Source organism: Neomegalonema sp. (assembly GCF_028688855.1).
GTDB lineage: Bacteria > Pseudomonadota > Alphaproteobacteria > Rhodobacterales > Rhodobacteraceae > Neomegalonema.
This window is the reverse complement of record NZ_JAQTXI010000001.1, coordinates 247,436-269,405: the sequence shown is the minus strand read 5'-3', so window position 1 is coordinate 269,405 and position 21,970 is coordinate 247,436. Positions and strand designations below refer to the sequence as shown.

General features: G+C 69.8%; 23 protein-coding genes and 1 tRNA gene. 13 read left to right on the top strand and 11 right to left on the bottom strand.

Annotated elements, in window-relative coordinates:
• Positions 1-57: 57 nt before the first annotated feature.
• The gene (locus PHN62_RS01350; protein WP_300145184.1) at positions 58-969 is read left to right on the top strand and encodes a transferrin-binding protein-like solute binding protein; all 912 of its coding nucleotides are present in this window, start codon (positions 58-60) and stop codon (positions 967-969) included.
• 19 nt (positions 970-988) lie between these two features.
• Here the strand turns inward: PHN62_RS01350 and PHN62_RS01345 are convergent, their stop codons facing one another.
• Genes PHN62_RS01345 through PHN62_RS01335 form a run of 3 tightly spaced genes read right to left on the bottom strand, consistent with a single transcriptional unit; the run spans position 989 to position 3,104 of the window.
• Positions 989-1,462: a hypothetical protein gene (locus PHN62_RS01345; protein ID WP_300145181.1), complete on the bottom strand. Its 474-nt coding sequence runs from the start codon at positions 1,460-1,462 to the stop codon at positions 989-991.
• On the bottom strand, positions 1,459-2,304 hold the full coding sequence (locus tag PHN62_RS01340) for a 1-acyl-sn-glycerol-3-phosphate acyltransferase (protein ID WP_300145178.1): 846 nt from the start codon (positions 2,302-2,304) through the stop codon (positions 1,459-1,461). Before PHN62_RS01340 ends, PHN62_RS01345 begins: the two co-directional genes overlap by 4 nt.
• On the bottom strand, positions 2,301-3,104 hold the full coding sequence (locus tag PHN62_RS01335; protein ID WP_300145175.1) for a GNAT family N-acyltransferase: 804 nt from the start codon (positions 3,102-3,104) through the stop codon (positions 2,301-2,303). The genes PHN62_RS01340 and PHN62_RS01335 overlap by 4 nt, the downstream gene beginning before the upstream one ends.
• 210 nt (positions 3,105-3,314) lie before the next feature.
• On the opposite strand from PHN62_RS01335, the gene PHN62_RS01330 reads away from it, so the two are divergent.
• A tRNA-Asn gene (locus tag PHN62_RS01330) sits at positions 3,315-3,389 on the top strand.
• Positions 3,390-3,462: 73 nt separating this feature from the next.
• Here the strand turns inward: PHN62_RS01330 and PHN62_RS01325 are convergent.
• Entirely contained in the window at positions 3,463-4,104 is a 642-nt protein-coding gene (locus PHN62_RS01325) for a hypothetical protein (protein WP_300145173.1), read from the bottom strand.
• 368 nt (positions 4,105-4,472) lie between these two features.
• Between PHN62_RS01325 and PHN62_RS01320 the strand changes: the two genes are divergently transcribed.
• The 3 genes from PHN62_RS01320 to PHN62_RS01310 all read left to right on the top strand — a co-directional run bounded on the left by PHN62_RS01320 (position 4,473) and on the right by PHN62_RS01310 (position 7,293).
• Entirely contained in the window at positions 4,473-5,351 is an 879-nt protein-coding gene (locus PHN62_RS01320) for a 3-hydroxybutyryl-CoA dehydrogenase (protein ID WP_300145170.1), read from the top strand.
• A 95-nt stretch (positions 5,352-5,446) separates the two neighbouring features.
• Positions 5,447-6,286 carry a methyltransferase domain-containing protein gene (locus PHN62_RS01315; protein ID WP_300145167.1) on the top strand — a complete coding sequence of 280 codons (840 nt, stop codon included), beginning with the start codon at positions 5,447-5,449 and terminating at the stop codon, positions 6,284-6,286.
• Positions 6,287-6,360: 74 nt separating this feature from the next.
• Positions 6,361-7,293, top strand: a complete 933-nt coding sequence (locus tag PHN62_RS01310; protein WP_300145164.1) for a chorismate mutase — start codon at positions 6,361-6,363, stop codon at positions 7,291-7,293.
• Here the strand turns inward: PHN62_RS01310 and PHN62_RS01305 are convergent.
• Positions 7,260-7,529: a hypothetical protein gene (locus PHN62_RS01305; RefSeq protein ID WP_300145161.1), complete on the bottom strand. Its 270-nt coding sequence runs from the start codon at positions 7,527-7,529 to the stop codon at positions 7,260-7,262. The two genes, PHN62_RS01310 and PHN62_RS01305, sit on opposite strands and share 34 nt — an antisense overlap.
• Before the next feature lie 200 nt (positions 7,530-7,729).
• Here PHN62_RS01305 and PHN62_RS01300 point away from each other — a divergent pair, with 200 nt between their 5' ends.
• From PHN62_RS01300 to PHN62_RS01285, 4 genes are all read left to right on the top strand, one after another.
• Positions 7,730-8,530, top strand: a complete 801-nt coding sequence (locus PHN62_RS01300) for a 3-hydroxybutyrate dehydrogenase (protein ID WP_300145158.1) — start codon at positions 7,730-7,732, stop codon at positions 8,528-8,530.
• Entirely contained in the window at positions 8,527-9,561 is a 1,035-nt protein-coding gene (locus PHN62_RS01295; RefSeq protein ID WP_300145156.1) for a patatin-like phospholipase family protein, read from the top strand. The genes PHN62_RS01300 and PHN62_RS01295 overlap by 4 nt, the downstream gene beginning before the upstream one ends.
• Before the next feature lie 76 nt (positions 9,562-9,637).
• A complete protein-coding gene (locus tag PHN62_RS01290) occupies positions 9,638-11,566 on the top strand; it encodes a potassium transporter Kup (protein ID WP_300145155.1) in 1,929 nt (642 codons plus the stop codon).
• Between the two features lie 10 nt (positions 11,567-11,576).
• The gene (locus PHN62_RS01285) at positions 11,577-12,011 is read left to right on the top strand and encodes a glyoxalase superfamily protein (protein ID WP_300145152.1); all 435 of its coding nucleotides are present in this window, start codon (positions 11,577-11,579) and stop codon (positions 12,009-12,011) included.
• Positions 12,012-12,031: 20 nt separating this feature from the next.
• On the opposite strand, the gene PHN62_RS01280 is transcribed toward PHN62_RS01285, so the two are convergent.
• From PHN62_RS01280 to PHN62_RS01270, 3 genes are read right to left on the bottom strand one after another with little or no spacing between them, the layout of a single operon-like run.
• Complete coding sequence (locus tag PHN62_RS01280) at positions 12,032-13,219, bottom strand: amidohydrolase (protein WP_300145149.1); 1,188 nt, start codon at positions 13,217-13,219, stop codon at positions 12,032-12,034.
• A gap of 59 nt (positions 13,220-13,278) precedes the next feature.
• Positions 13,279-14,046, bottom strand: a complete 768-nt coding sequence (locus tag PHN62_RS01275) for a methyltransferase (RefSeq protein ID WP_300145146.1) — start codon at positions 14,044-14,046, stop codon at positions 13,279-13,281.
• Positions 14,039-14,272 (bottom strand): DUF2007 domain-containing protein, encoded by a 234-nt coding sequence (locus PHN62_RS01270; protein ID WP_300145326.1) that lies wholly within the window; start codon positions 14,270-14,272, stop codon positions 14,039-14,041. The genes PHN62_RS01275 and PHN62_RS01270 overlap by 8 nt, the downstream gene beginning before the upstream one ends.
• 139 nt (positions 14,273-14,411) lie before the next feature.
• Between PHN62_RS01270 and PHN62_RS01265 the strand changes: the two genes are divergently transcribed.
• Positions 14,412-15,404, top strand: a complete 993-nt coding sequence (locus tag PHN62_RS01265) for a polyprenyl synthetase family protein (RefSeq protein WP_300145143.1) — start codon at positions 14,412-14,414, stop codon at positions 15,402-15,404.
• Positions 15,405-15,429: 25 nt separating this feature from the next.
• On the opposite strand, the gene PHN62_RS01260 is transcribed toward PHN62_RS01265, so the two are convergent.
• Complete coding sequence (locus PHN62_RS01260) at positions 15,430-16,032, bottom strand: hypothetical protein (RefSeq protein WP_300145140.1); 603 nt, start codon at positions 16,030-16,032, stop codon at positions 15,430-15,432.
• 341 nt (positions 16,033-16,373) lie between these two features.
• Between PHN62_RS01260 and truB the strand changes: the two genes are divergently transcribed.
• From truB to pnp, 3 genes are all read left to right on the top strand, one after another.
• Positions 16,374-17,273, top strand: a complete 900-nt coding sequence (gene truB, locus PHN62_RS01255; protein WP_300145138.1) for a tRNA pseudouridine(55) synthase TruB — start codon at positions 16,374-16,376, stop codon at positions 17,271-17,273.
• Between the two features lie 12 nt (positions 17,274-17,285).
• A complete protein-coding gene (gene rpsO / locus PHN62_RS01250; RefSeq protein WP_300145135.1) occupies positions 17,286-17,555 on the top strand; it encodes a 30S ribosomal protein S15 in 270 nt (89 codons plus the stop codon).
• Between the two features lie 208 nt (positions 17,556-17,763).
• Complete coding sequence (gene pnp, locus PHN62_RS01245; RefSeq protein WP_300145132.1) at positions 17,764-20,007, top strand: polyribonucleotide nucleotidyltransferase; 2,244 nt, start codon at positions 17,764-17,766, stop codon at positions 20,005-20,007.
• 65 nt (positions 20,008-20,072) lie between these two features.
• Here the strand turns inward: pnp and prfH are convergent, their stop codons facing one another.
• Both prfH and PHN62_RS01235 read right to left on the bottom strand, forming a co-directional pair.
• Positions 20,073-20,696 (bottom strand): peptide chain release factor H, encoded by a 624-nt coding sequence (prfH, locus tag PHN62_RS01240; protein WP_300145130.1) that lies wholly within the window; start codon positions 20,694-20,696, stop codon positions 20,073-20,075.
• On the bottom strand, positions 20,693-21,841 hold the full coding sequence (locus tag PHN62_RS01235; RefSeq protein ID WP_300145127.1) for an RtcB family protein: 1,149 nt from the start codon (positions 21,839-21,841) through the stop codon (positions 20,693-20,695). Before PHN62_RS01235 ends, prfH begins: the two co-directional genes overlap by 4 nt.
• Positions 21,842-21,970: the final 129 nt, after the last annotated feature.

Sequence of the window (21,970 nt, the reverse complement as noted above, 5' to 3'; positions counted from 1 at the left end):
ATCCTTGCTCTCCGGAAGTGAAGATTTTCAGACTTCACCCTCGGCTCGGAGAGCGAAATGGGACAATCCGCCTTCCTGCGCATCCTCGTCGCGCTCGCCGCTCCGACTCTTCTGGCGGCCTGCGGCGGCGGGGGCGACAAGCCCTCCTCCTTCGCGGCGACGCCCGCCGCCTTCTCCGCCGCGCCGGGCAAGACCGTCGCGCCGGGCTTCGGCCGCTCCTTCGTCGTCCAGCAGGGCGAGAAGGTCGGCGACGCCCGCAGGACCGGATTCTCGGCCCTCGCCGCGAACGAGCTGACCCTCTCGCGCGACGCTCAGGGCGCGGTCTCGGAGATCGCCCTGACGACGCCGGACCTCTCGACCTCCTGGAGCAAGGACGACAAGCAGCTGGCTCTGGACGATGGTCTGCTCGTCGGCTACCGGAGCAAGGCGGGGCGCACGCAGGCCGCCGTGATCGCCTCGCCCGATCAGGGGGGCTTCGCGCATCAGACCTTCGGATTCTGGTATGACGTGGACGCCGTCTCGGGCCTGAACCGCTTCGGCTCGCTCAGCGCGGGCGAGGAGACCGCCGCCGCCGATCTGCCGAAATCGGGCAAGGCGACCTTCGTCGGCGAGGCCACGGGCATGCGGACTTCGGCGGGCGATTCCCTGGAATTCCGGATCGTGCGCGCCCAGGCCCGGATCGAGGCGGATTTCGCCCGACGCAGCGCCAGCTTCAGCACCACGGGCAGCTCCGTCGGGCGCGACGCCCAAGGCGAGAAGATCCTCGACGAATCGCTGGACATGACCGGCGCCCTGAGCGCCGGAGCGGACGGCCGCCTCTCCGGAAAGGTCCGGACGGCGGGCGGCCTCTCCGGCGGCCTCGACGCCCGCTTCTACGGCCCCGACGCGACGGAGATCGGCGGGATCTTCGCCCTCGAAGGCCCCGGCGCCGAAAGCTTCTCGGGCGGATTCGGCGCGAAGAAGCAGTAGGGGCGTCGCCCTTGGGGCGTCAGTCGGCGGGCCGCCCGAAGAAGCCGGGCGCCATGAAATCCAGCGGCGTCGAGGCGTAGCGCGCGCGCCAGGGGATCTCCGTGACCACGCAGGAAGCCGGGCGGCCGGAGAACCGGGCGTCCGCGCCATGATCGGCCAGGAAGCTCAGATCCAGCAGCATCCAGGTTCCGCCGAGCCCCACCCGCGCCCCGCGCAGGAGATTCGCCACATAGGAATCAATGTGCAGCTCCAGCCCGTCCCGCCCCGGAACCGTGGCGTAGGCGCCGCAGAAGGAGACCTTGCCGCCGTCCTCGCGGGCCCTCAGCGCCAGAGTGGTGACCGAACCGCCCTTCCACTCCCCCGGATAGAGCGTGTAGCCCGGCCCGAGCGATTCCCCCGTCGTGGCGCGCGAGGTCGCGCAGCCCGCCAGCAGAACCGCGCCCAGAAGGCCGAGCGCGAGGAGCTTCGTCGAAGGAAGCGGAGGATGAGTCATAGGGCGGCGCTCCTGACCTGCGCCTCGCAAAAGGCGGCCATGCGTTTGCGGTCCGGAATCTCCGCCGGATCGACGGGCGGATGGAAGGTCACGGTCAACCTCCCGCCCCTCGACCGCGCCAGGACGGCGCCCGCCGAGTCTCCGAAACTCAGGTCGTCATAATAGCCGTAAAAGCGCCGGGGCAAATGTTCGGGAGGCGTATATTTCAGCGAAACCGGCTGAGCCTTGGCCTTCGTGGCCTGGAAGATCGCGAAGAGCGTGGTCTTGAAGGGCAGCACGACGAGTCCGTCGCTGCTGGTGCCCTCGGGGAAGAAGCACAGGAGATCGCCTTCGCGGATCCGCCGGGCGAGCCGCGCCTCGTGCTCGCGGGCCTGAGCCGGGCGGCGCTCGATGAATTCGGCGTCGGCGATGCGCGCGATGAACCCCACCACCGGCCAATGCGCCACCTCGGATTTCGAGACGAAATGCGCAGGCGCCGCAGCCGCCAGAGCCAGGATGTCGATCCAGGAGACATGGTTCGCCACCAGAGCCCCCGGCTCCTTCATGGGCGCCCCGACGATCTCCAGCCGCACTCCGACCAGACGGACCAGAATCCGCCCCCAGAGCCCCGCCACCCAGCGGTCGGGCTGACGCCCTGGCAGTAGCCGCGCCAGCAGATAGACGGGAATCAGGAGCGCCGTGACGATCAGGATCACCCCCCCCCGCCAGACCGCCCGCAGCTTCTCGCGGAAGGTCAGCGGCGGCAGGGGATCGGGCGGCGCGAAACGCCGCCTGAACGGCTCTGGAGCGCCCGGCGCTCCCGGAGGCGGGGCGGCGGGCGGCGCGGAAGGCGTCCCGGTCATCCCAGCAGCCGGTCCAGATGCTCCGGAGTCTGGCGGGAGTAGAAGTTCCGGTAGCGGTTGGCGATCTGGCTGGTCTCCACGACGAAGCAGACGTCCACCGTGTTGAAGGCGTGGTCCACATAGGCGCCGTCGCCCACCAGCCCCCCCGCCCGCAGATAGCCCTTGATCAGCGTCGGCATGGCCTTGACCGCCGCGACCGGATCCACCTGATCGGGCGGCAGGATGTCCATGGAGACGTAATGGCGCGCCCAGGACCGCGGACGCAGCTCCGGCGGCGCCAGCTTGCGTTGCTGCAGATAGCTCAGCGGCTCGGCGATGGCCCGGGGATCCGAGCCGTGGAAGCTCGCGCAGCCCGCCAGCAGGCCGATGTCGTGCATGTCGATGTATTGCGCCAGCCCCATCCAGAGCAGCTGCATCGCCGAGCCCCCGCGATAGGGCTTCGCCACGCAGGAACGCCCCATCTCCAGCACTTCGCGGGGGTAGGAATCCAGCGGGCTGAGGTCGAATTCGTTCGCCGAGTAGAAGCCCGGCCCCCGGCGCGCCACGGAGCCCCGCAGCAGACGATAGACGCCCACCACCTTGTCCAGGGGGTCGTCGGGGACGGCCTCCTCGTCGATGAGGATGAGATGTTCGCAGAAGGGGTCGAAGGAATCGGCCTCCAGCCGCGCGGCGCGGTTTTCGGGCGAGGCCTCCGCGCCCAGCTCCTCGACGAAGACGGCGTAGCGCAGGCGCTGCGCCGAGCGCAGGTCCTCTTCGCTTTCGGCGAGCCGCAACAGAAACCGGCCGACCTTGATTCGCATGCGTCCTCCGTCCAAGGATCAGGCGCCGGGACTTTAGAGCCCCCGGACGGGAAGCGCAACGCGGCAAGGCGGCCCCCGGGATTCGCAAAGGGCGTGGGTCCGGCGCGCGGTCCAGGCTCCGGAGCGCGCGCGGGAAGACGCGCGGGCCTCGGCGCAAAATCTTCTGGACGACGGCGAAAGCTCTGCGTTATAAGCCCGCCACGGCGCTGATCGGGAGTAGCTCAGCGGTAGAGCAGGCGGCTGTTAACCGCCTGGCCGGGGGTTCGAATCCCTCCTCCCGAGCCATATCCTTCAAGGCTCGCGCGCCGGTTTCCCAGACAGATGCAGGACGTCGCCCCGAGACCGGGAAGCCGCCCTTTCAGCGGACCACGCTCGGGAAGGCCCAATGGCAGATCACCGCCAGAGAAGCCACCCGTCCGCCGAGCACCCCCACGTTGCGCGGCCCGCTCCCGACGGGAGGGACCGTGCTGAAGCGGAATCCGCCGTCGCCCGCGTTCCGGTTCGCGGCGATCTCCCCGGCGCGCAGCCGCGCGGCCTCCTCGGCGGAGACGCCGTCCCTCTCCGGCTGGATCGTCTGCCTGCGGCCGCCCAGATCCGGGCGGTCGTAGAGATCGGCCACGCACCAGTAGGTCTCCGTCCGGTCGCAGTCGACGGAGGCGGGCCCGCCGCTCCACCAGTCGCCGAGGTTGTTCACAGCCTGCGCGTACTGGATGTTGCGCGGCTCCTGGATCGCGGCCCATCCGACGACGACGCGGCGGCTCTGGCCGCCATAATTCGGATGTTCGTGGAAGACGCAGCCCGCCCGGCCCGCCATGTCCTCCGGAGCGCGGATCAGGACGCGCGGATCGAAGGACGGCGCGGACAGGAGCCGCGGATCGGAGCCCTGCGGCCAGGGCGCGCCCAAAAGGCCGCCGGGCGGCTTGTCCTGAGCCGCCAGAGGCGCGGCGGCGAGCCAGACGAATCCCAGAGCGCGGAAGGCCAGGGCTGAAAGCTGTCTCATGACGCAGATCCCTCCTCCCGGCGGACGAAGGCGCGGATCCGCCCGGGCTTCCTGAGGACGAAACGCCGGGAGCCTCCCGCCTTCGACAAGCTCCGCTCTCCCGGCGCGGATCATGGTGCGCAGGAGAAGATGTCCGGATCAAGGCGCGCCCGACGTGAAGAGGCCGCGCAGGATCCAGGCGCGGGCCGGGCTCTTCCAGGCGCGGGCCGGGCCATGTCCAGGGCTGGATTCCGGGCTCCGTCCGGAGCCGGATTCCCTCTGCGCCCGCGCTCCATCGGCGCTTGCGCGCTCTCCCTGCGGCTTCTAGGTTGGCGCGGTCATTTCGCAGGACGGCCCGCCCCAGGGCGAGGCCCAGGGGGGAGCGGACGATGCAGGACGTCAGAACCGTCGGCGTGATCGGGGCCGGGCAGATGGGCAACGGCATCGCCCATGTCTTCGCCCTTTCGGGGCGCGAGGTCGGACTCTACGATCTCAAGCCCGAGGCGGTGCAGGCCGCCCTGGCCGTCATCGACCGCAATCTGGAGCGTCAGCTCCGCAAGGGCGCCATCTCCGCCGAGGACAAGGCGGCGGCTCTGGCGCGGATCAGGCCCGTGGGCGCCATCGCCGAGCTGGGCGCGCTGGATCTGGTGATCGAAGCGGCCTCCGAGGTCGAGGCGGTCAAGAACAGGATCTTCGAAACCCTTCGCCCTCATGTCGGCGCGCAGACCATCCTCGCCTCGAACACCTCCTCGATCTCGATCACGCGGCTCGGCGCGGTGAGCGGCTATCCCGAACGCTTCATGGGCGTGCATTTCATGAATCCGCCGCCGGTGATGAAGCTGGTGGAGCTGATCCGCGGCATCGGCACCGACGAGGCCGTGTTCAACCAGATCCGCGACCTCATCGTGAGCGTGGGCAAGGTGCCCGCCCTCGCCGAGGATTTCCCGGCCTTCATCGTCAACCGCCTGCTGATCCCGATGATCAACGAAGCCGTCTACACGCTTTACGAGCGCGTCGGCGGGGTGGAATCCATCGACACCGCGATGAAGTTCGGCGCCAACCACCCCATGGGCCCGCTGGAGCTGGCCGACTTCATCGGCCTCGACACCTGCCTCGCCATCATGAACGTGCTCTACGAGGGGCTGTCCGACAGCAAGTATCGCCCCTGCCCGCTGCTGGTGAAATACGTCGAGGCCGGTTGGCTCGGACGCAAGGCCGGGCGCGGCTTCTACGATTATCGCGGAGAAAAGCCCGTCCCGACGCGCTGACTCCTGCGCTCCGCGCCCTTCATGGCCTTCGCCGCGACGATGGGTTATGATCTCCGCGGCCTTGCGACAGGGCCGCGGAGAAGCGAGGAGGAGCCGTGCGGCTGGACGTTCTGCACCTGCGGGAGTTCTACGAAACCCAGCTCGGCGCGATGACCCAGCGCCATGTGCAGGGCGTGCTGCGCGCGCTCTGGCCGAATCTCCAGGGCCAGAGCCTCGCCGGATACGGCTATCCCACGCCCTTCCTGCGGCCCTATCTGCCTCAGGGCCAGAGCGGCGTCGAGCGCGTCGCGGCGCTGATGCCCGCCCATCAGGGCGCGGTCCACTGGCCGCGCGAGGGCGGCAATCTCTGCGTCCTCGTCGAGGAGGGCGGATGGCCCTTCTCCAACGGCTTCTTCGACCGCATCCTGCTGGCCCATGCTCTGGAGCTCTGCGAGAATCCCGCCGCCCTGCTCGGCGAGGTCTGGCGTGCGCTGGCGCCGGGCGGGCGGCTGATCGCGGTGGTCTCCAACCGCACGGGGCTCTGGGCGCGCCGCGAGACCACCCCCTTCGCCTTCGGACGCCCCTTCAGCGCCGAACAGCTCGAAAACCTGCTGATCGAGGCCGGCTTCACGCCCCATCGCCGGGCCGCCGCGCTCTACGCCCCGCCGAGCCACCGGCGCTTCTGGCTGCGGGCCTCGACGCCGCTGGAGCGGGCGGGCGCGCGCATCGGCGCCGAGCGTCTGGCGGGGCTGCGGGTCGTCGAGGCGGTGAAGGAGATCTACGCCCTGCCGCGCGGAGGGGCTCGCGAGGCCGCCGCCGCGCCCTGGCGCTGGCGTCCCGCGACCGCCCCGAGGCCGGGTCTGGCGGCGGCCTCCGAGCCTTCTCCCGAGAGCGGCCCCGAGTCGGGCGCGGTCCGGCGCAAGGACGCGCAGGACGGGCCTCTGAAGGGCTCCTGACCGGGAAAGCGGTTCCGTTTTCGCGGGAAATCTTCTAAGTCCGGAGCGAGGCCAGCGCGGAGGAGCCAGACATCATGAGAACGCCGGACGCGGACGCGCCCATGGCTGCGGTTCGGGCGCAGATCGACGCCGTGGACGACCGGATTCTGGCCGCCATCCAGGAGCGCGCCCGGCTGGTCGAACAGGTGCGCGCCCTCAAGGCCGCCCGGCGCGAGGAGGCCGCGCCTCAGGCCGCCCTCCCTCCGGCTTCCGGGATCCAGCCCCGCACGCCGCTGCGGCTCGCGCGCGAGGCGCAGATCCTGCGGCGGCTGTCGCGACTCTCGCTGCTGTCGGGCTCGCCGATGCCCTTCGGCGGGACGGCGGCCATCTGGCACGAGCTGATCGCCAGCTCGGTGGCGATGCAGGGCGGCGTCACGGTCTCCGTCTACGCCCCCGGCGAAGGCCCCGAGCGCGAACGCGTCTGGCGGGCGGCGCGCACCCGCTTCGGAGTCCTGACGCCTCTGGTGGGACGGGCCTCGGCGGGGCGGATGATCCAGGACCTGCAAGGCCCCGAGCCCGCCGCCGGAGTCGCGCCGGGCGACCTCTCGCCCGATTCCGGCGGAGAGGTCTGGTGGCGGGCCTGCCTCGACTCCAGTCCGCTCGCGCCCCGGATTCTGGCCGCCCTGCCCTTCGCGCCCGAAACCGGCGAGGGAATCGACGCCTGGCTGCTCGGCGTCGGGCCGCTGGAGCCCAGCGGCGACGACGTGACGCTTTTCGGCCTGCGCGCCTCCGCGCCCATCAGCCGCGCCCAGATCGCGGCCCGGCTGGGGCGCGTGATGGAGGCTCTGGGAGTCGAGGCGCGTCTGGCGGCCCTGGCGCCCGACGCCCTCCTGATCGCCTGCGAAGGCGCCCATGTGGAGCCGGATTCGCCGGTGAGGAAGGCCCTGGCCGAGGGCTTCGACGCGGATCCTCAGGATCTTGTGGCGGCGGGGCTCTACGCCCGACCGCTGCCGCCGCCCGGCGTCTGATCGCGGCGGGCGCGCTCGCGGCAGGAGGCGCAGGGCTCCGAGGGGGCCTTGTAGGCTCCGCAATGCGGGCAGGCCTCGAGATCCTGCGCCTGAAGGCGCGGCGGCGCGGCGGGGGCCTGAGGCGGCGGCGCGAAGGCGCGGCGCAGCAACACCCAGAGCCCGAAGGCGGCCAATCCCAGCATGAGGATCTTCGTCAGCACCGTCTTTCTCCCCTGATCGGCTCTCCGGCCCAGCATTCCACGAATCCCCCGCGCGAATCATCCGGAAAACGCTTCACGATCGCGGGCGCGCCGTCGCAGAGGGAGGGGGGCGCCCGTGGTTTGGGGGCTGACCGCGCCGGATTCCCCTCCTATAGTCCCGCGCGGCGTTTCGCATCGCAACATCCCCTGTCCTCCGACCGGACGCCTCCGGCCGGACGCTTCCCGAGGAGACAAACATGGGCGACCTTTCCGGCAAGACCGCCGTCGTGACCGGCTCGACGAGCGGCATCGGCCTTGGAATCGCGAAGGTTCTGGCCGCGCGCGGCGCGAACGTCGCGCTGAACTCCTTCTCCGACACGGAATCCGACCACGCCGTGGCCGCCGAAGTCGCGAAGCTCGCGACGGGCGGCGCCCGCGCCCTCTACGTCCAGGCCGACATGTCCGACCCCGAAGCCTGCGTCCGGCTGATCCGCAAGGCCGAGGCCGAATTCGGCGCCGTGGACATCCTCGTCAACAATGCGGGCGTGCAGTTCGTCTCGCCGGTCGAGGAGTTCCCGGTCGCCAAGTGGGACCAGATCCTCGCGATCAACCTGTCCTCGGCCTTCCACACCGCCCGCGCCGCCATCCCCGGCATGAAGCAGCGCAACTGGGGCCGCATCGTCAACATCGCCTCGGCCCATGGCCTGACCGCCTCGCCCTACAAATCGGCCTATGTCGCGGCCAAGCACGGCCTCGTCGGCCTGACCAAGACCATCGCCCTCGAATTCGCCGAGGAGAAGATCAAGGCCACCTGCAACGCCATCTGCCCGGGCTACGTCTGGACGCCCCTCGTCGCGGGCCAGCTCGCGGACCAGATGAAGGCCCATGGCATGACGAAGGAGGAGGTCCTCGAAAAGATCATGCTGGCGCGTCAGCCCTCGCGCGAGTTCGCCACCGTCGAGCAGCTCGGCGGCACGACCGCCTTCCTCTGCTCCGAGGACGCCGCCCAGATCACCGGAACCACCATCTCCGTCGACGGCGGCTGGACCGCCCTGTGAGCCGCCCCGCTCTGGCTCTGGGTCTCCAGGGGGGAGGCGCGCATGGCGCCTTCACCTGGGGCGCGCTCGACCGCCTCCTCGAAGAGGAGGATCTGGAGATCTCCGCCCTGACCGGAACCAGCGCGGGGGCGATGAACGCCGCCGTGCTGCGCGCCGGATGGGGCGCGGGCGGACGTCAGGAGGCCCGGCGCAGGCTCGGGGCCTTCTGGCGGCGCGTCGCGGAGCGGAGTCTCGCGATTCCGCCCGCCCTCTGGGACGCCTCCTGCGCGGGGATCAAGCCGCCCGTGGAGACCATCCGCGGATTCTACGAGACGAATCCCTTCTACGTGGGTCTGGGCTTCCTCCAGAACCATGTCTCGCCCTACCGGCTGAATCCGCTGAATCTGGATCCGCTGCGCTCGGTGCTGCTGGAGTTCGTCACGGACGAGGCCCTCCGGACGGGCGAAGGCCCCGAGGTCTTCGTCAACGCGACCCATGTGAAGAGCGCCAAGGGCCGCATCTTCCGCCGCGAGACCCTCACCGTGGACGCCATCCTGGCTTCGGCCTGTCTGCCGCAGATGTTCCAGGGCGTGGTGATCGACGGCGAAACCTACTGGGACGGCGGATATACGGGAAATCCGGCGCTCTGGCCGATCACCTACGGCACGCAATGTTCGGATCTGATGCTGATCCGGCTGGAGCCCGATCTGCGCGACCATCTGCCGAAAAGCGCCGGAGAGATCTCCGACCGCGTGAGCGAGATCAGCTTCGGAGCGGCCCTGCGCGCCGAGATCCGGGCCATAGACTTCGTGGCGCGGCTGGTGGATTCGGGACATCTGGCCTCCGGACGCTGGCGCAAGCTGCGTCTGCACGAGATCAGCGACGATCCCCTGATGCGCGAGCTCGGGCCGGCGACCAAGCTTTTTCCGGATTGGCGCGTGCTCGAAACCCTCCGCGATTCCGGGCGCCGCCAGGCCGATTCATGGCTGAAGACGCACAAGAACCGGATCGGCGTGGAGTCGACTCTGGACGTTCGGCGCGTGTTCCTCTAACCTCGCGCGCCGCGGGCCGTTTCCGGCCGAGGCCCGTCGTCGCCAGGTTGCGGCGGGCCTTCCGGCGGATGGGTCCATGTCCTCGCCTTCTCCCGAATCCGTTCCTCCCGCTCCCGGGAGCGACGGGGCCTCCGCGTCCTCTTCCCCCCACAGGCCCGGCTTCTGGATCCTGACTCTCGGGGCTCTGGGCGTGGTCTACGGCGACGTGGGCACCAGTCCGCTCTACGCCTTCAAGCAGGCGCTGATCGCCGCCGGACCCCATTCCGGTCCCGAAGGAATCTTCGGGGTGCTCTCGCTGATCGTCTGGACGCTCACGATCATCATCACGCTCAAGACGGTCTTCATCCTGCTGCGCGCCGACAACGAAGGCGAAGGCGGCACGCTCTCGCTGGTGGCTCTGGCGCAGAAGGCCGGAGGCAAATGGCGGATCATCGCCATCTTCCTCGGGATGATCGGCGCGGGGCTCTTCTTCGGCGACGCGGTGCTGACTCCGGCGGTCTCGGTGCTCTCGGCCCTGGAGGGCCTGACGGTGCTGATCCCCTCGGCCCAGCCGGTGGTGCTGCCTCTGGCGATCCTGATCCTGGCGGGGCTGTTCTTCGCCCAGAGCCGGGGCACGGCCAAGGTCGCGAAGCTCTTCGGGCCGATCATGTTCGTCTGGTTCGCGGTGCTGGGGCTGATGGGCCTCGTGCGCATCTTCGCGCATCCCGAGGTGATCCAGGCGCTGAATCCCATGTGGGGGCTGAAGCTGCTCATGGAGGGCGAAGGCCGGACTCTGGCGATCCTGGGCGCGGTGTTCCTCGCCGCCACCGGCGCCGAGGCGCTTTACGCCGATCTCGGCCATTTCGGACGCGCGCCCATCCGGGCGGCCTGGCTCGGATTCGCCTTTCCGGCCCTGGCGCTGAACTACCTCGGACAGGGCGCTCTGGTGATCGCCGATCCGGCGGCGGCGGCCAATCCCTTCTTCAGCCTGTTTCCGGGCTGGCTGCTGCCTTTCGGGCTGATCCTGGCGACTCTGGCGACGATCATCGCCAGTCAGGCGGTGATCACCGGCGCCTTCTCCTACGCCAGCCAGGCGGTGCGCATGGGGCTTCTGCCGCGTCTGCGGATCCTCCACACCTCGGAGGACCACGCCGGACAGATCTACATGCCTCATGTCAACGCGATCATGTTCGTGCTGGTGGTGGCGCTGGTGCTGAGCTTCCGCAGCTCCTCGTCTCTGGCGGGAGCCTATGGCGTGGCGGTGGCGGGCGAGATGGTGCTCACGGCGCTGCTCGCCGGACTGGTGGCCTGGCGGGTCTGGAAATGGCCGCTCGTGGCGGGGGCGGCGCTCATGGCGCCCTTCCTGCTGGTGGACGTCGCCTTCCTGACGGCCAATCTGCGCAAGCTCGGCGAGGGCGGATATGCGCCGCTTCTGGTGGCGGCGGGCGTCTTCTTCACCATGCAGAGCTGGCGGCTCGGGGCTCAGGCGGTGGCGGCCAAGTCGCGCAAGAACGAGATCCCCATCGACGCCCTCCTGCGCAGCCTCAAGGTGAAGGCGCCCCATCGGGTGGCGGGCGCGGCGGTCTTCCTGACTTCGGAGCCCGCCACCGCGCCCATGGCGCTCATGCATACGCTGAAGCATTTCCGCGCCCTGCACGAGCAGGTGGCCATCCTGACCATCAGCACCGCCCCGACGCCCCGCGTGCCCGATTCCCAACGCGCCCGCCTGGAGGTCATCGACGAGGAGATGGGCTTCTACCATCTGACGCTCGAATTCGGCTACATGGAGACCCCCAACGTGCCCCGCGCCCTGCTGCTGGAGCGCAAGCACGGCTGGAAGCCCGACATCATGCAGACCTCCTTCTTCCTCTCGCGGCGGAGTCTGCGGGTGATGGAGAAAGGAACCCTGCCGCGCTGGCGGGCGCGGGCCTACGCCTTCATGTCGGAGAACGCCAGCGACGCCAGCACCTATTTCAAGCTCCCCGCCGACCGGGTGGTCGAGGTGGGGGCCCAGATCCAGCTCTGAGGGGAAGATCATGAGCGCAGCCGCCGGAATCGCCGGAATCGCCGGAATCGCCTTTCTGGAGACCCATCCGGTCCTGAGGATCTTCGACGAGGCGAAGGCCCGGGAGTTCTATCTCGACTGGCTCGGCTTCACGCCGGACTGGGAGCATCGCTTCGCGCCGGGGATGCCGCTCTACATGCAGGTTTCGCGGGCGGGTCTGGCGCTGCATCTGAGCATGCACCACGGCGACGGAACGCCGGGCAGCCTGGTCTTCGTGCGGATGCGGGGCGTCCGGGAGCTCCACGCCGAGCTGACGGGGCGGCCCTATCCGGGCCTGCGCCCCGGTCTGGAGGCGCAGCCCTGGGGCCTGGAGCTGACGCTCCTCGACCCCTTCGGCAACGGCCTGCGGCTCTGCGAGGCGCCTTTGGGGGAGGCGCCTGCAGGCGAGGCGCCCCCGGAAGCCTGACGGGCTTCGCCGGCCGACGCCTAGCGCGGGAGAGCCTGCTCGACCAGACGCACCCAATAGGCCGTCCCCCAGGGGGCGGCCTCGTCGTTGAAGTCGTAGCGCGGATCATGCAGCGGCGCCCCCGGCCCGATCCCCATCAGCATGAAGCAGCCCGGACGCGCCTGCGCCATGAAGGAGAAGTCTTCGGCGCCCATGGTCGGGGTCACGTCGCCCACCACCGTCTCCGCGACCTCCCGCGCCACGCCCAGAGCGAAGCGCGTGGCTTCGGCCTCGTTGACGGTCGGCGGGTAATATCCGGAGGACTTGCGCTCGATCGCGGCGGTCAGGCCATGGGCGGCGGCGGTGTCGCGCACGATGCGGGTCATCTCGGCGTAGATGCGTTCGTGGGTCTCCTCGTCGAAGCTGCGGACGGTGCCGCGCAATTCGGCGAGCTCCGAGATGACGTTGAAGGCCGTGCCCGCATGGAACTGCGTCACCGAGAGCACCGCGGGCTGAAGCGGATCCACCGTGCGCGAAACCACCGTCTGGAGCGCCAGCACGATGGCCGCCGCGCCGGGAATGGGATCGCGGCCCTGATGGGGCTGGGCGGCGTGGCCGCCCTTGCCGTGGACCTTGATCGAGAATTCGTCCGCCGCCGCCAGCAGCGGCCCGACCCGCGTGAAGAAGGCCCCCACCGGAGCGTTGGGCCAGTTGTGCATTCCGAAGACCCGATGGGCCGGAAAGCGCTCGAAGAGCCCGTCCCGGATCATGGCGGCGGCGCCGGCTCCGCCTTCCTCGGCGGGCTGGAAGACGAAATGGACCGTGCCCTTGAAATTCCGCGAGGCCGCCAGCAGCTTCGCCGCGCCGAGCAGCATGGTGGTGTGGCCGTCATGGCCGCAGGCGTGCATCACGCCCGGACGGGTCGAAGCATGCTCGACGCCGGATTCCTCCAGCATGGGCAGGGCGTCCATGTCGGCGCGCAGGAGGATGCGTCCGGATTCGTCGGCGGCGGGGCCGCCCGCGCCATGGAGCACCCCCACCACGCCCGTTCCGCCGAGTCCGGTCTCCACGGCGTCGAAGCCGAATTCGCGCAGAAGCCCGGCCACGCGGGCCGAGGTCCGCGTCTCCTGATAGCCGAGTTCGGGATGACGATGGAGATCGCGGCGCCAGGCGCGCATCTCCTCGGCGATCTGGAGGACTTCATTGCTCAAAGGCGGGGAGGCGTTCATGGCGGAGAGCCCTCGAAATTCACGATCTGGATGGGTCCGGCCAGTATGGGCCTTTCGCGTCAAAAAGCCAGAGCGCGCCCCTCGCGGAGGATCGCTTCGGCCTCCGGCGCGAAGGCGCCCCCGGGCTCGTGCAGGACCAGCGGAAAGGCCAGCCTCAGGGGCGAACGCCCGCCCTTGATCCCCCGCATCAGGATCAGCTTGGCGGGCAGCCCGGATTTCGGCGCCAGAGGCAGGATCGCCCAGGAGCCCGCTCCGCCCTCCAGCGCCGCGAGGATCTCCGCCAGGCGCTCGACGCGCTGGACGATGGTCAGGCTCCCTCCCGGACGCAGCCGCTTCAGCGCCCCCCTCAGCCAGAGCGCCAGAGGCGCGCTTTCGCGGTTGGCCTCGTCGCGGAGGCTCTCCGGAGAGGCCGCGAATCCGGCGGGGAAGTAAGGCGGATTGGTCAGGACATGGTCGAACTCCAGCGCCTTGAGCCCGGCGGGCGGCGCCTCGACCCGCCCGACATGCGCGCGCCAGCTCAGACCGTTGGCGGCGGCGTTGGCCTCCGAGAGCGCGGCCATGGCCGGATTGGCCTCCAGCCCGTGGAGCTCCAGCCCCTCCACCCTGCGCCCCAGACAAAGCCCCGCGGCTCCGGCGCCCGATCCCCAGTCCAGAACCCTTTCGCCGGAGCGGGCCGGAACGGCGGCGGCCAGCAAGGCGGCGTCGCTGGCCGAGCGGAAGCCCCGGCGCGGCTGACGCAGGATCAGCCGCCCGCCGAGCATGCCGTCCTCGGTCAGATCCTCCGGGCCGGAGGCGGAACCAGAGGCGGAGCGGGAGGCGTCAGTCATCTTCCGGCGGCGGCGAAAGCTCGAGGCCGAGGGGGCGCAGGATCATCCGCGCTCTTGCGGCGTCTTCGTCCGCGACCATCAACCGCTGAGGAATGAACCCGAGCGCCCCCCCGTAAAGCCCGCTCATATGGACGTCCAGCAGGAAGAACTCTATAGCTTCGCCCTGAAGATAGGCCCGCGCGGCGGCGATCACCGTGGGATCGGTCGTCTTGAGGATCTCGATCAAGGGCGGCCTCCATGGGTTTCGATCTCCGGGCGAATCCGGATCGGGGCGGATGGTCGTCTCCGATCCGGGCATGATCCCGCCTCGGGGAGAGTTTGTCAAAGCGCCGCAATGCGGGCGGCGGTCTGGGGAGTAGGGACGCATGGCGGAAGTCACGGCGATGGATCGTCTGGCGCGACGCACGGCCGAGGGTCTGAAGCTCGCGGATTCCGAATTGCGCGGCCGCATGTCCAGCAAGGCGGCCCCGCTCATCGAGCAGCTGTCGGCCCATCTCATCGAGGCGGGCGGCAAGCGGGTGCGTCCGGCGCTGACCCTCGCGGCGGCGGAGCTCTGCGGCGGCGGCGGCGCGGGCGTCGCGAAGATGGCCGCGGCGGTGGAGTTCGTCCACACCGCCACCCTGCTCCACGACGACGTGGTGGATGAAAGCGCGCTCCGCCGGGGCAGGCCCTCGGCCAACATCCTCTACGGCAACAAGCCGAGCGTGCTGGTGGGCGACTTCCTCTTCGCCCGCAGCTTCCAGCTCATGGTCGAGGCCGGGTCCATGGAGGCCCTGCGCATCCTCGCCGACGCCTCCGCGACCATCGCCGAGGGCGAGGTCATGCAGCTCTCCACCGCCAACAACCTCTCGACCACCGAGGCGCAGCATCTGGCGGTGATCCGCGCCAAGACGGCGGCGCTCTTCTCCGCCGCGACCGAGACCGGCGCCGTGCTGGCCGGGGCCTCGCCGGAGAAGCGCGAGGCCCTGAGGATCTACGGCGACCGCCTCGGGATCGCCTTCCAGATGGCCGACGACGCCCTGGATTACGGCGGACAGACCCGCAAGCTCGGCAAGAACGCCGGCGACGACTTCCGCGAAGGCAAGGTGACCGGGCCGGTCATGGTCGCCTTCGCCCGCGCCGCCTCCGAGGACGAACGCGAATTCTGGCGCCGGACCATCGAGAAGAAGCGTCAGGAGCCCGAGGACTTCGGCCACGCCCTGACCCTGCTGACGCGCCATGGCGCCGTGCGCGAGACCATCGCCCGCGCCCGGCTCTGGGGCGAGGAGGCGAAGACCGCGCTGGAGATCTTCCCGCCCAGCGAATTGCGCGGGATTCTCGCCGATCTCGTCGATTACTGCGTCGAGCGCGCCGCCTGAGCCCTCGCGTGAAGCGGAGGCCGCGTCAGGCCCGCCCGCCGGGCTGGAGGACCCGGGCGAGCAGGCGCGGCAAGGGAGTCCAGAGCAGCAGGAAGGCGCCCAGCGCCGCCCCTCCCGCCGCCAGAGCGAGCAGCGGGAACAGCTGGTTGAAATCCATGCTCCTGACGCTGCGGGTCGCGCCGAGCGTCAGGGAGGCCAGCCAGCAGGTCGTCGAGACGATCCCCGCCAGAGTCAGCCCGAGCCGCAGCCGGAAGGGAATCCGGCGGAAGGGCCGACGCCCCCACTCCCGCATGATCGGCAGGACGTATTCCTTGATGAGCAGGGCGTTGGCGGTCAGCAGCGTGACGGCGCCGATCTTCATGACCAGCTTGGGCGTGAAGCGCTCGGGATCGAAGCGCGTCAGGTCGTAGACCAGCAGGATCCCCGTGATCCAGAGCCCCGCCAGCGCCCAGCTCGCGAGGTCATGGGCGCGCAGCAGCAGCCCGAAGCGCTCCCTGGTCAGGCCCTCCTGCGAACTGGCGAGATAGAGCGCGTCGGCGGCCATGGCCACGCCGAACCCCGCCACGAAGGTCAGCAGATGCGCCACGCGCGCGAAATCGGAGAGGTAAAGGGGCAGGCCTGTGGTCATGGTCTCGGGTCCGGATGGTCTGAGGCGCCCTGCCGAAATCGGGGGGGTCGAAATCGGGGTGGGCGTCTGGATCTCGCGATGGGGCGACCCTATCACGAATCTGTGACTTTCAGGCTGAAATTCACCCTCTCCGGCGATTTCGGTCCGAGATTCCTCTTTACCAAACAATCATGTGCGGGGCTCCCTCGCCTTTTCCTCCCCTCGTCGCGCAGGCGCATGTCGCGAAAGGCGCGCCGGAGGCCCCCGAATCCCCCTTCGCGCGAGGCGGACGGAGTCCGGTTCCCAAACGCCGCGCCGCGCCTTATGAAGCCTGCTTTCCGTCAGGACGGGGAGAGGACTCCATGAAACGCGAGATCCACGGCTGGCTCCTGCTCGACAAGCCGGTCGGGATCGGCTCGACCCAGGCGCTCGGCAAGGCGCGCTGGGCGCTGAAGGCGAAGAAGGCGGGCCATGCGGGCACCCTCGACCCTCTGGCGAGCGGGCTTCTGGCCCTCGCCTTCGGCGAGGCCACCAAGACCATCCCCTTCGCCATGGGCGGCCTCAAGACCTATCGCTTCGCGGCGCGCTGGGGATTCGAGACCGACACCGACGATTCCGAAGGCGAGCCGCGCCTGATCTCCGGGTCACGCCCCTCGGCGGAGGAGATCCGCGCGGTCCTGCCGGGATTCCACGGCGAGATTCAGCAGAAGCCCCCCGCCTATTCGGCCATCCGGATCGACGGCGAACGCGCCTACGACCTCGCCCGCGCCGGAGAAGCCCCCGAAATGGCCGCCCGCCCCATCTGGATCGAGGCTCTGACCTGGCTCGAAGACCAGTCCACGCCGGATCTCGGCCGCTTCGAGATGACCTGCGGCAAGGGCGGCTACGTGCGCTCCATGGCGCGCGATCTGGGGCGGGCTCTGGGCTGCGGGGCCTATGTGACGGAGCTTCGGCGCCTCTCGGCGGGTCCATTCGCGCTGGACCGGGCGATTTCTCTGGAAAGCCTTGACGCTTTGCGCGATAACCCGCACGCGCTCACGCGCCTGCTGCCCGTCTCGACCGGTCTGGACGACATCCCGGTTCTGGCCGTGACGGAGGCTGAAGCGGCCCATGTCCGACAGGGAAGGGCCGTTCCGGCGGCGGGAGTCCTCTCCCTTCACGACGGCGACAAGCTCTGGGCGTCCCTCGCGGGCGAGCCGGTGGCGATCGGCCATATGAAGGAGGGGAGATTCCAGCCGGACCGGGTGTTCAACCTCGCCTGAATGGAGGCCCCGATGTCGATCGCCGCAGAACGCAAAGTCGAAGTGGTTCAGGAATACGCGACCAAGGCCGGAGACACCGGCTCGCCCGAAGTGCAGGTCGCGCTGCTCACCGAGCGGATCAACAACCTGACCGGCCACTTCAAGGACCACAAGAAGGACAACCATTCGCGCCGCGGCCTGCTGCGCATGGTCAGCCGCCGCCGCAAGCTCCTCGACTACCTCAAGGACCGCGACGAGCCCCGGTATCAGGAGCTGATCAAGCGCCTGAACCTGCGCAAGTGATCTGAAACGCCGACGGGCGCGCTGCGGCGCGCCCGTTCTTCTTGCGCCTCCTCCCGCGCGGCCCTGACCGCCCGGCCCCGAGGCGCCCGAAACGCATCGCCTCTGCGGCCCGGAGGCGGGGCGAGGATCTTTCAGGAACGGGCCATGACGCGCCGCAGGGGCGGCGACGGCGAAGCCTCAGGGCGGCTCCGCCGGGACAGGATGAAGCATGTTCGACGTAGTTCGCAAAGAATTGAACTGGGGCGGCGTCCGCCTCGTGCTGGAGACCGGGCGCATGGCCCGTCAGGCCGACGGGGCCGTTCTGGTCACCTTCGGCGAGACGACCGTCCTCTGCACGGCGGTCTTCAACAAGTCGGTGAAGCCGGGCGTGGATTTCTTCCCGCTCACCGTGAATTACCAGGAAAAATATTACGCGGCGGGCAAGATCCCCGGCGGCTTCTTCAAGCGCGAAGCCAAGCCCTCGGAGAAGGAGACCCTCGTCTCCCGCCTGATCGACCGTCCGATCCGTCCGCTCTTCGCGGAAGGCTTCTACAACGAGACCCAGGTCGTGGCCACCGTGCTGAGCCATGACCTCGAGAACGATCCCGACGTGGCGGCCCTGATCGGCGCCTCGGCGGCCCTGACGCTCTCGGGCGCGCCCTTCCTCGGCCCCATCGCGGGAGCCCGCGTCGGCTTCATCGACGGGAAGTTCAAGCTCAACCCGACCGTGGCCGAGCTCAAGGACAGCCGTCTCGACCTCGTCGTGGCGGGCACCGAAAACGCCGTGATGATGGTCGAATCCGAAGCCCACGAGCTTTCGGAAGAGGACATGCTCGGCGCCGTGGTCTTCGGCCACGAGCAGATGCAGCCGGTGATCGACCTGATCATCGACCTCGCCGAAGACGCCGCCAAGGAGCCCTTCGAGTTCGCCGCGGCGGACAAGTCCGGCCTGATCGCCAGGGCGAAGAGCCTGGTCGGCGCGGATCTCGCGGCCGCCTTCTCGACGGTCGTCAAGCAGGACCGCCGCAACCAGATCGACGCGGCGCAGAAGAAGTTCCTCGCGAACCTGACCGAGGAGGAGGCCGCCGACAGCCTCGCCGTCAAGGGCGCCTTCAAGCAGGTCGAATCGGACGTGGTCCGCGGCCGCATCCTCGACGAGGGCCGCCGCATCGACGGCCGCGACCTCGTGACGGTGCGTCCCATCGTGGCCGAGGCCGGTCCCCTGCCCCGCACGCACGGCTCGGCGCTCTTCACGCGCGGCGAGACCCAGGCTCTGGCGGTGGTCACGCTCGGCACGGGCGACGACGAGCAGATCATGGACGCGCTCGAAGGCGAATATCGCGAGCGCTTCCTGCTGCACTACAACTTCCCTCCCTTCTCGGTGGGCGAGGCGGGCCGCATGGGCGCGCCGGGCCGTCGCGAGATCGGCCATGGCAAGCTCGCCTGGCGCGCGCTGCGCCCGATGCTGCCGGCCCCGACCGACTTCCCCTACACCATCCGCCTCGTCTCGGAGATCCTGGAGTCGAACGGCTCCTCCTCCATGGCGACGGTCTGCGGCGGCAGCCTCGCGATGATGGACGCGGGCGTTCCGCTGAAGCGTCCGGTGGCGGGCGTGGCCATGGGCCTCGTGCTCGAAGGCGAGCGCTTCGCGGTGCTCACCGACATCCTCGGCGACGAAGACCACCTCGGCGACATGGACTTCAAGGTGGCCGGAACCGAGCTGGGCGTGACCTCGCTCCAGATGGACATCAAGGTGGCGGGCATCACTCCGGCCATCATGAAGCAGGCGCTGGCTCAGGCCCGCGACGGCCGTCTGCACATCCTCGGCGAGATGTCCAAGGCGCTCTCCGCCGGCCGCGCCGAGTTCTCGGCCCACGCCCCGCGCATCGAGGTCATCCAGATCCCGACCGACAAGATCCGTGAAGTGATCGGCTCGGGCGGCAAGGTGATCCGCGAGATCGTGGAGCAGTCGGGCGCCAAGATCGACATCGGCGACGACGGCGTGGTCAAGATCGCCTCGGCCAACGCCGAGTCGATCCAGAAGGCCAAGGACCGGATCCTCGGCATCGCCGCCGAGCCGGAGATGGGCAAGATCTACGAAGGCAAGGTCGTGAAGGTGATGGAGTTCGGCGCCTTCGTGAACTTCTTCGGCCCCCGCGACGGCCTGGTGCACGTCAGCCAGATGACTCCCGAGCGCAACGCCAAGCCCTCCGACATCGTCAAGGAAGGCGACATCGTGAAGGTCAAGCTCATGGGCTTCGACGAGCGCGGCAAGGTCCGCCTCTCGATGAAGGCCGTGGACCAGACCACCGGCGCCGAGATCGCCGGCGTGGCCGACGACGAAGGTCCGGCTCCGCGGGGCGAGCGTCCGCCGCGTCGCGAAGGCGGCGACCGGGGCGGCGAGCGTCGGGACCGGGGCGGCGACGGCGAGCGTCGCGGCGGCGGCAGCCGCGGCGGCCATATCGTCTCCTGATCGGGCCCTGAGGCCGACATCCTGAAAAAAGCCCCCTCCCGGTTCGCCGGGAGGGGGTTTCCGTTTCAGGCTTCCGGCTGGAAGCGCGGCCCCTTGAAGCGCCGCACGGGGGCTCCGCGCTCAAGGGATTTATGCGCGAGCCAGTCCTTGCGCCGGGCCGAAGCCGCCGCCAGAACCGCCTGACCCATCAGCATCTCGCCGAGCCGCGCCAGAGCCGCCGCCTTGTTGCGATGCTGGGACCGCTCCTCGCGCGCGACCACCGAGAGCCCGGTCGGCAGATGGACCGCCCGCACCGCGCTGTCGGTGACGTTCTGATGCTGCCCGCCGGGGCCTCCCGCGCGGAAGGCCTCGAAGCGCAGGTCGGCGAGATCCAGCAGCGGCGCCTGCGGGATCTCGGGAGACTCGTGAACGCCGATGAACCAGTTGCGCCGCTTGTGATGCGGACGCGCCGGACTCTCCGCCGTCCAGAGGATCGTCCCCAGCCAGCGCCGGGCCAGAATCTCCGCCCCCTCGCCGTAGAGCGTCGCCAGAGCGGAGACCGGGCCCCAGTCGTCCGGACGCGGGCCCTCGACGGCGGCGAAGTCGAGCCCCGCCTCCTCCGCCTCCGCCCCGAGCCGCCGCAGCGCATGCGCCACCGCGAGTCGGCATTCCGCAGGACCGGCCCCGCTGGAGACGAGCAGACGCTTCATGTCCGGGTCTCCCGCGCGGTCTTGAAGGTCAGGAGCGGACGCGTCTCGACCACCGGCGCCGCCAGCCCGAAGGCGACCAGATCCGCGAGCACCTTGCGGGCGTCCTTGTAGGCGGCCCCGGCCTCCTCGATGAGCAGGCCGCGGTCCTCGCAGATCACCCGAGAGCCCCCCGCCGGACGCTCCAGACGCAGCAATTCGGACTTGCTGCGCCCCACCCGCCCATGCATCGCCGAGCGCCGATAGCGCCGCCCCGCTCCATGAGCCAGCGAATCGAGCGCCCCTTCCGGAGTCTCGACCGCCGCCTTCAGAAGCCAGCTCGGCGCCTCGCGCGACCCCGCCAGAGGAACCAGCCCCCCCGGCGAGGTCTTCGCCGCGCCCTTGCGATGCAGCCAGCCCCCCGCATGAGGCTCCAGCAGGTTATGCGGGGAATCGACGATCAGCAGGGCCTCGGCGCGCAGAAGCTCCGCCGCCCGCTCCGCGATCACCCGCCGGTTCAGAGCCGCCCAGCGCACCGCCATCTCCTGCTGACGCAGATAATCCGCGCCCGCTTCGGTCGCGAGGTCGAGGGCCTCCTGCTCCGCCGGAGTCAGCGCGCCGAGGAGCATCGGCCCGAAAGCCCGCGAGCCCGTATGCACGAGCAGCAGCAGGCTCCCGGAGTCGACGCCCGCCCGCGCGGCCTCCTCCGGGTCGTCGAGGGCGGCCACGGCCTGGAGCTCGCAGAAATGGTTGCCCCCGCCGAGAGTCCCCAGAGCCGCCGGGAAGGTCTCGGGATGCAGCCCCTCCGCCTCCAGAGCCGCCCAGGGGTTCCCCCACCAGGAATCGCCGAGTCCGCGCAGAGCCGCCGCAGCCTTGTCGAGCTTCAGCCGCCGCGCCGGGAGATCCAGCCGGAACATGGCCATGCCGCAGCCGATGTCGCCGCCGATCAGAGCCGGATGCACCCGCTCCGAAAGGATCGCCGCGCCCACCGGACCGTGAATCCCCGGATGCAGATCCGGAAAGGCCGCCACGGCCTGAACGCCCGGCCGGGTCAGGGTTTGAGTCAATTGCCGCTCGGCGTCGCCTTCGATCCAGGCGCCGGAGCCGTAGAAACGACGCAGCCCTTGCGACTCTCCGGAGTCGCTGGCCGCCAGATGGGAAGAAGTCATGAGGTTTCGGGTCTCGGGAAGGAGAATCCATCTTCAGAAAGCTCTGAAGCCGGTTCCGCCTCCGAACGCCGACGCGGTTCAGATGCGGAGGGAGCCCGATCCGGGCGAAGGAAGCTTGCGCGACATGGG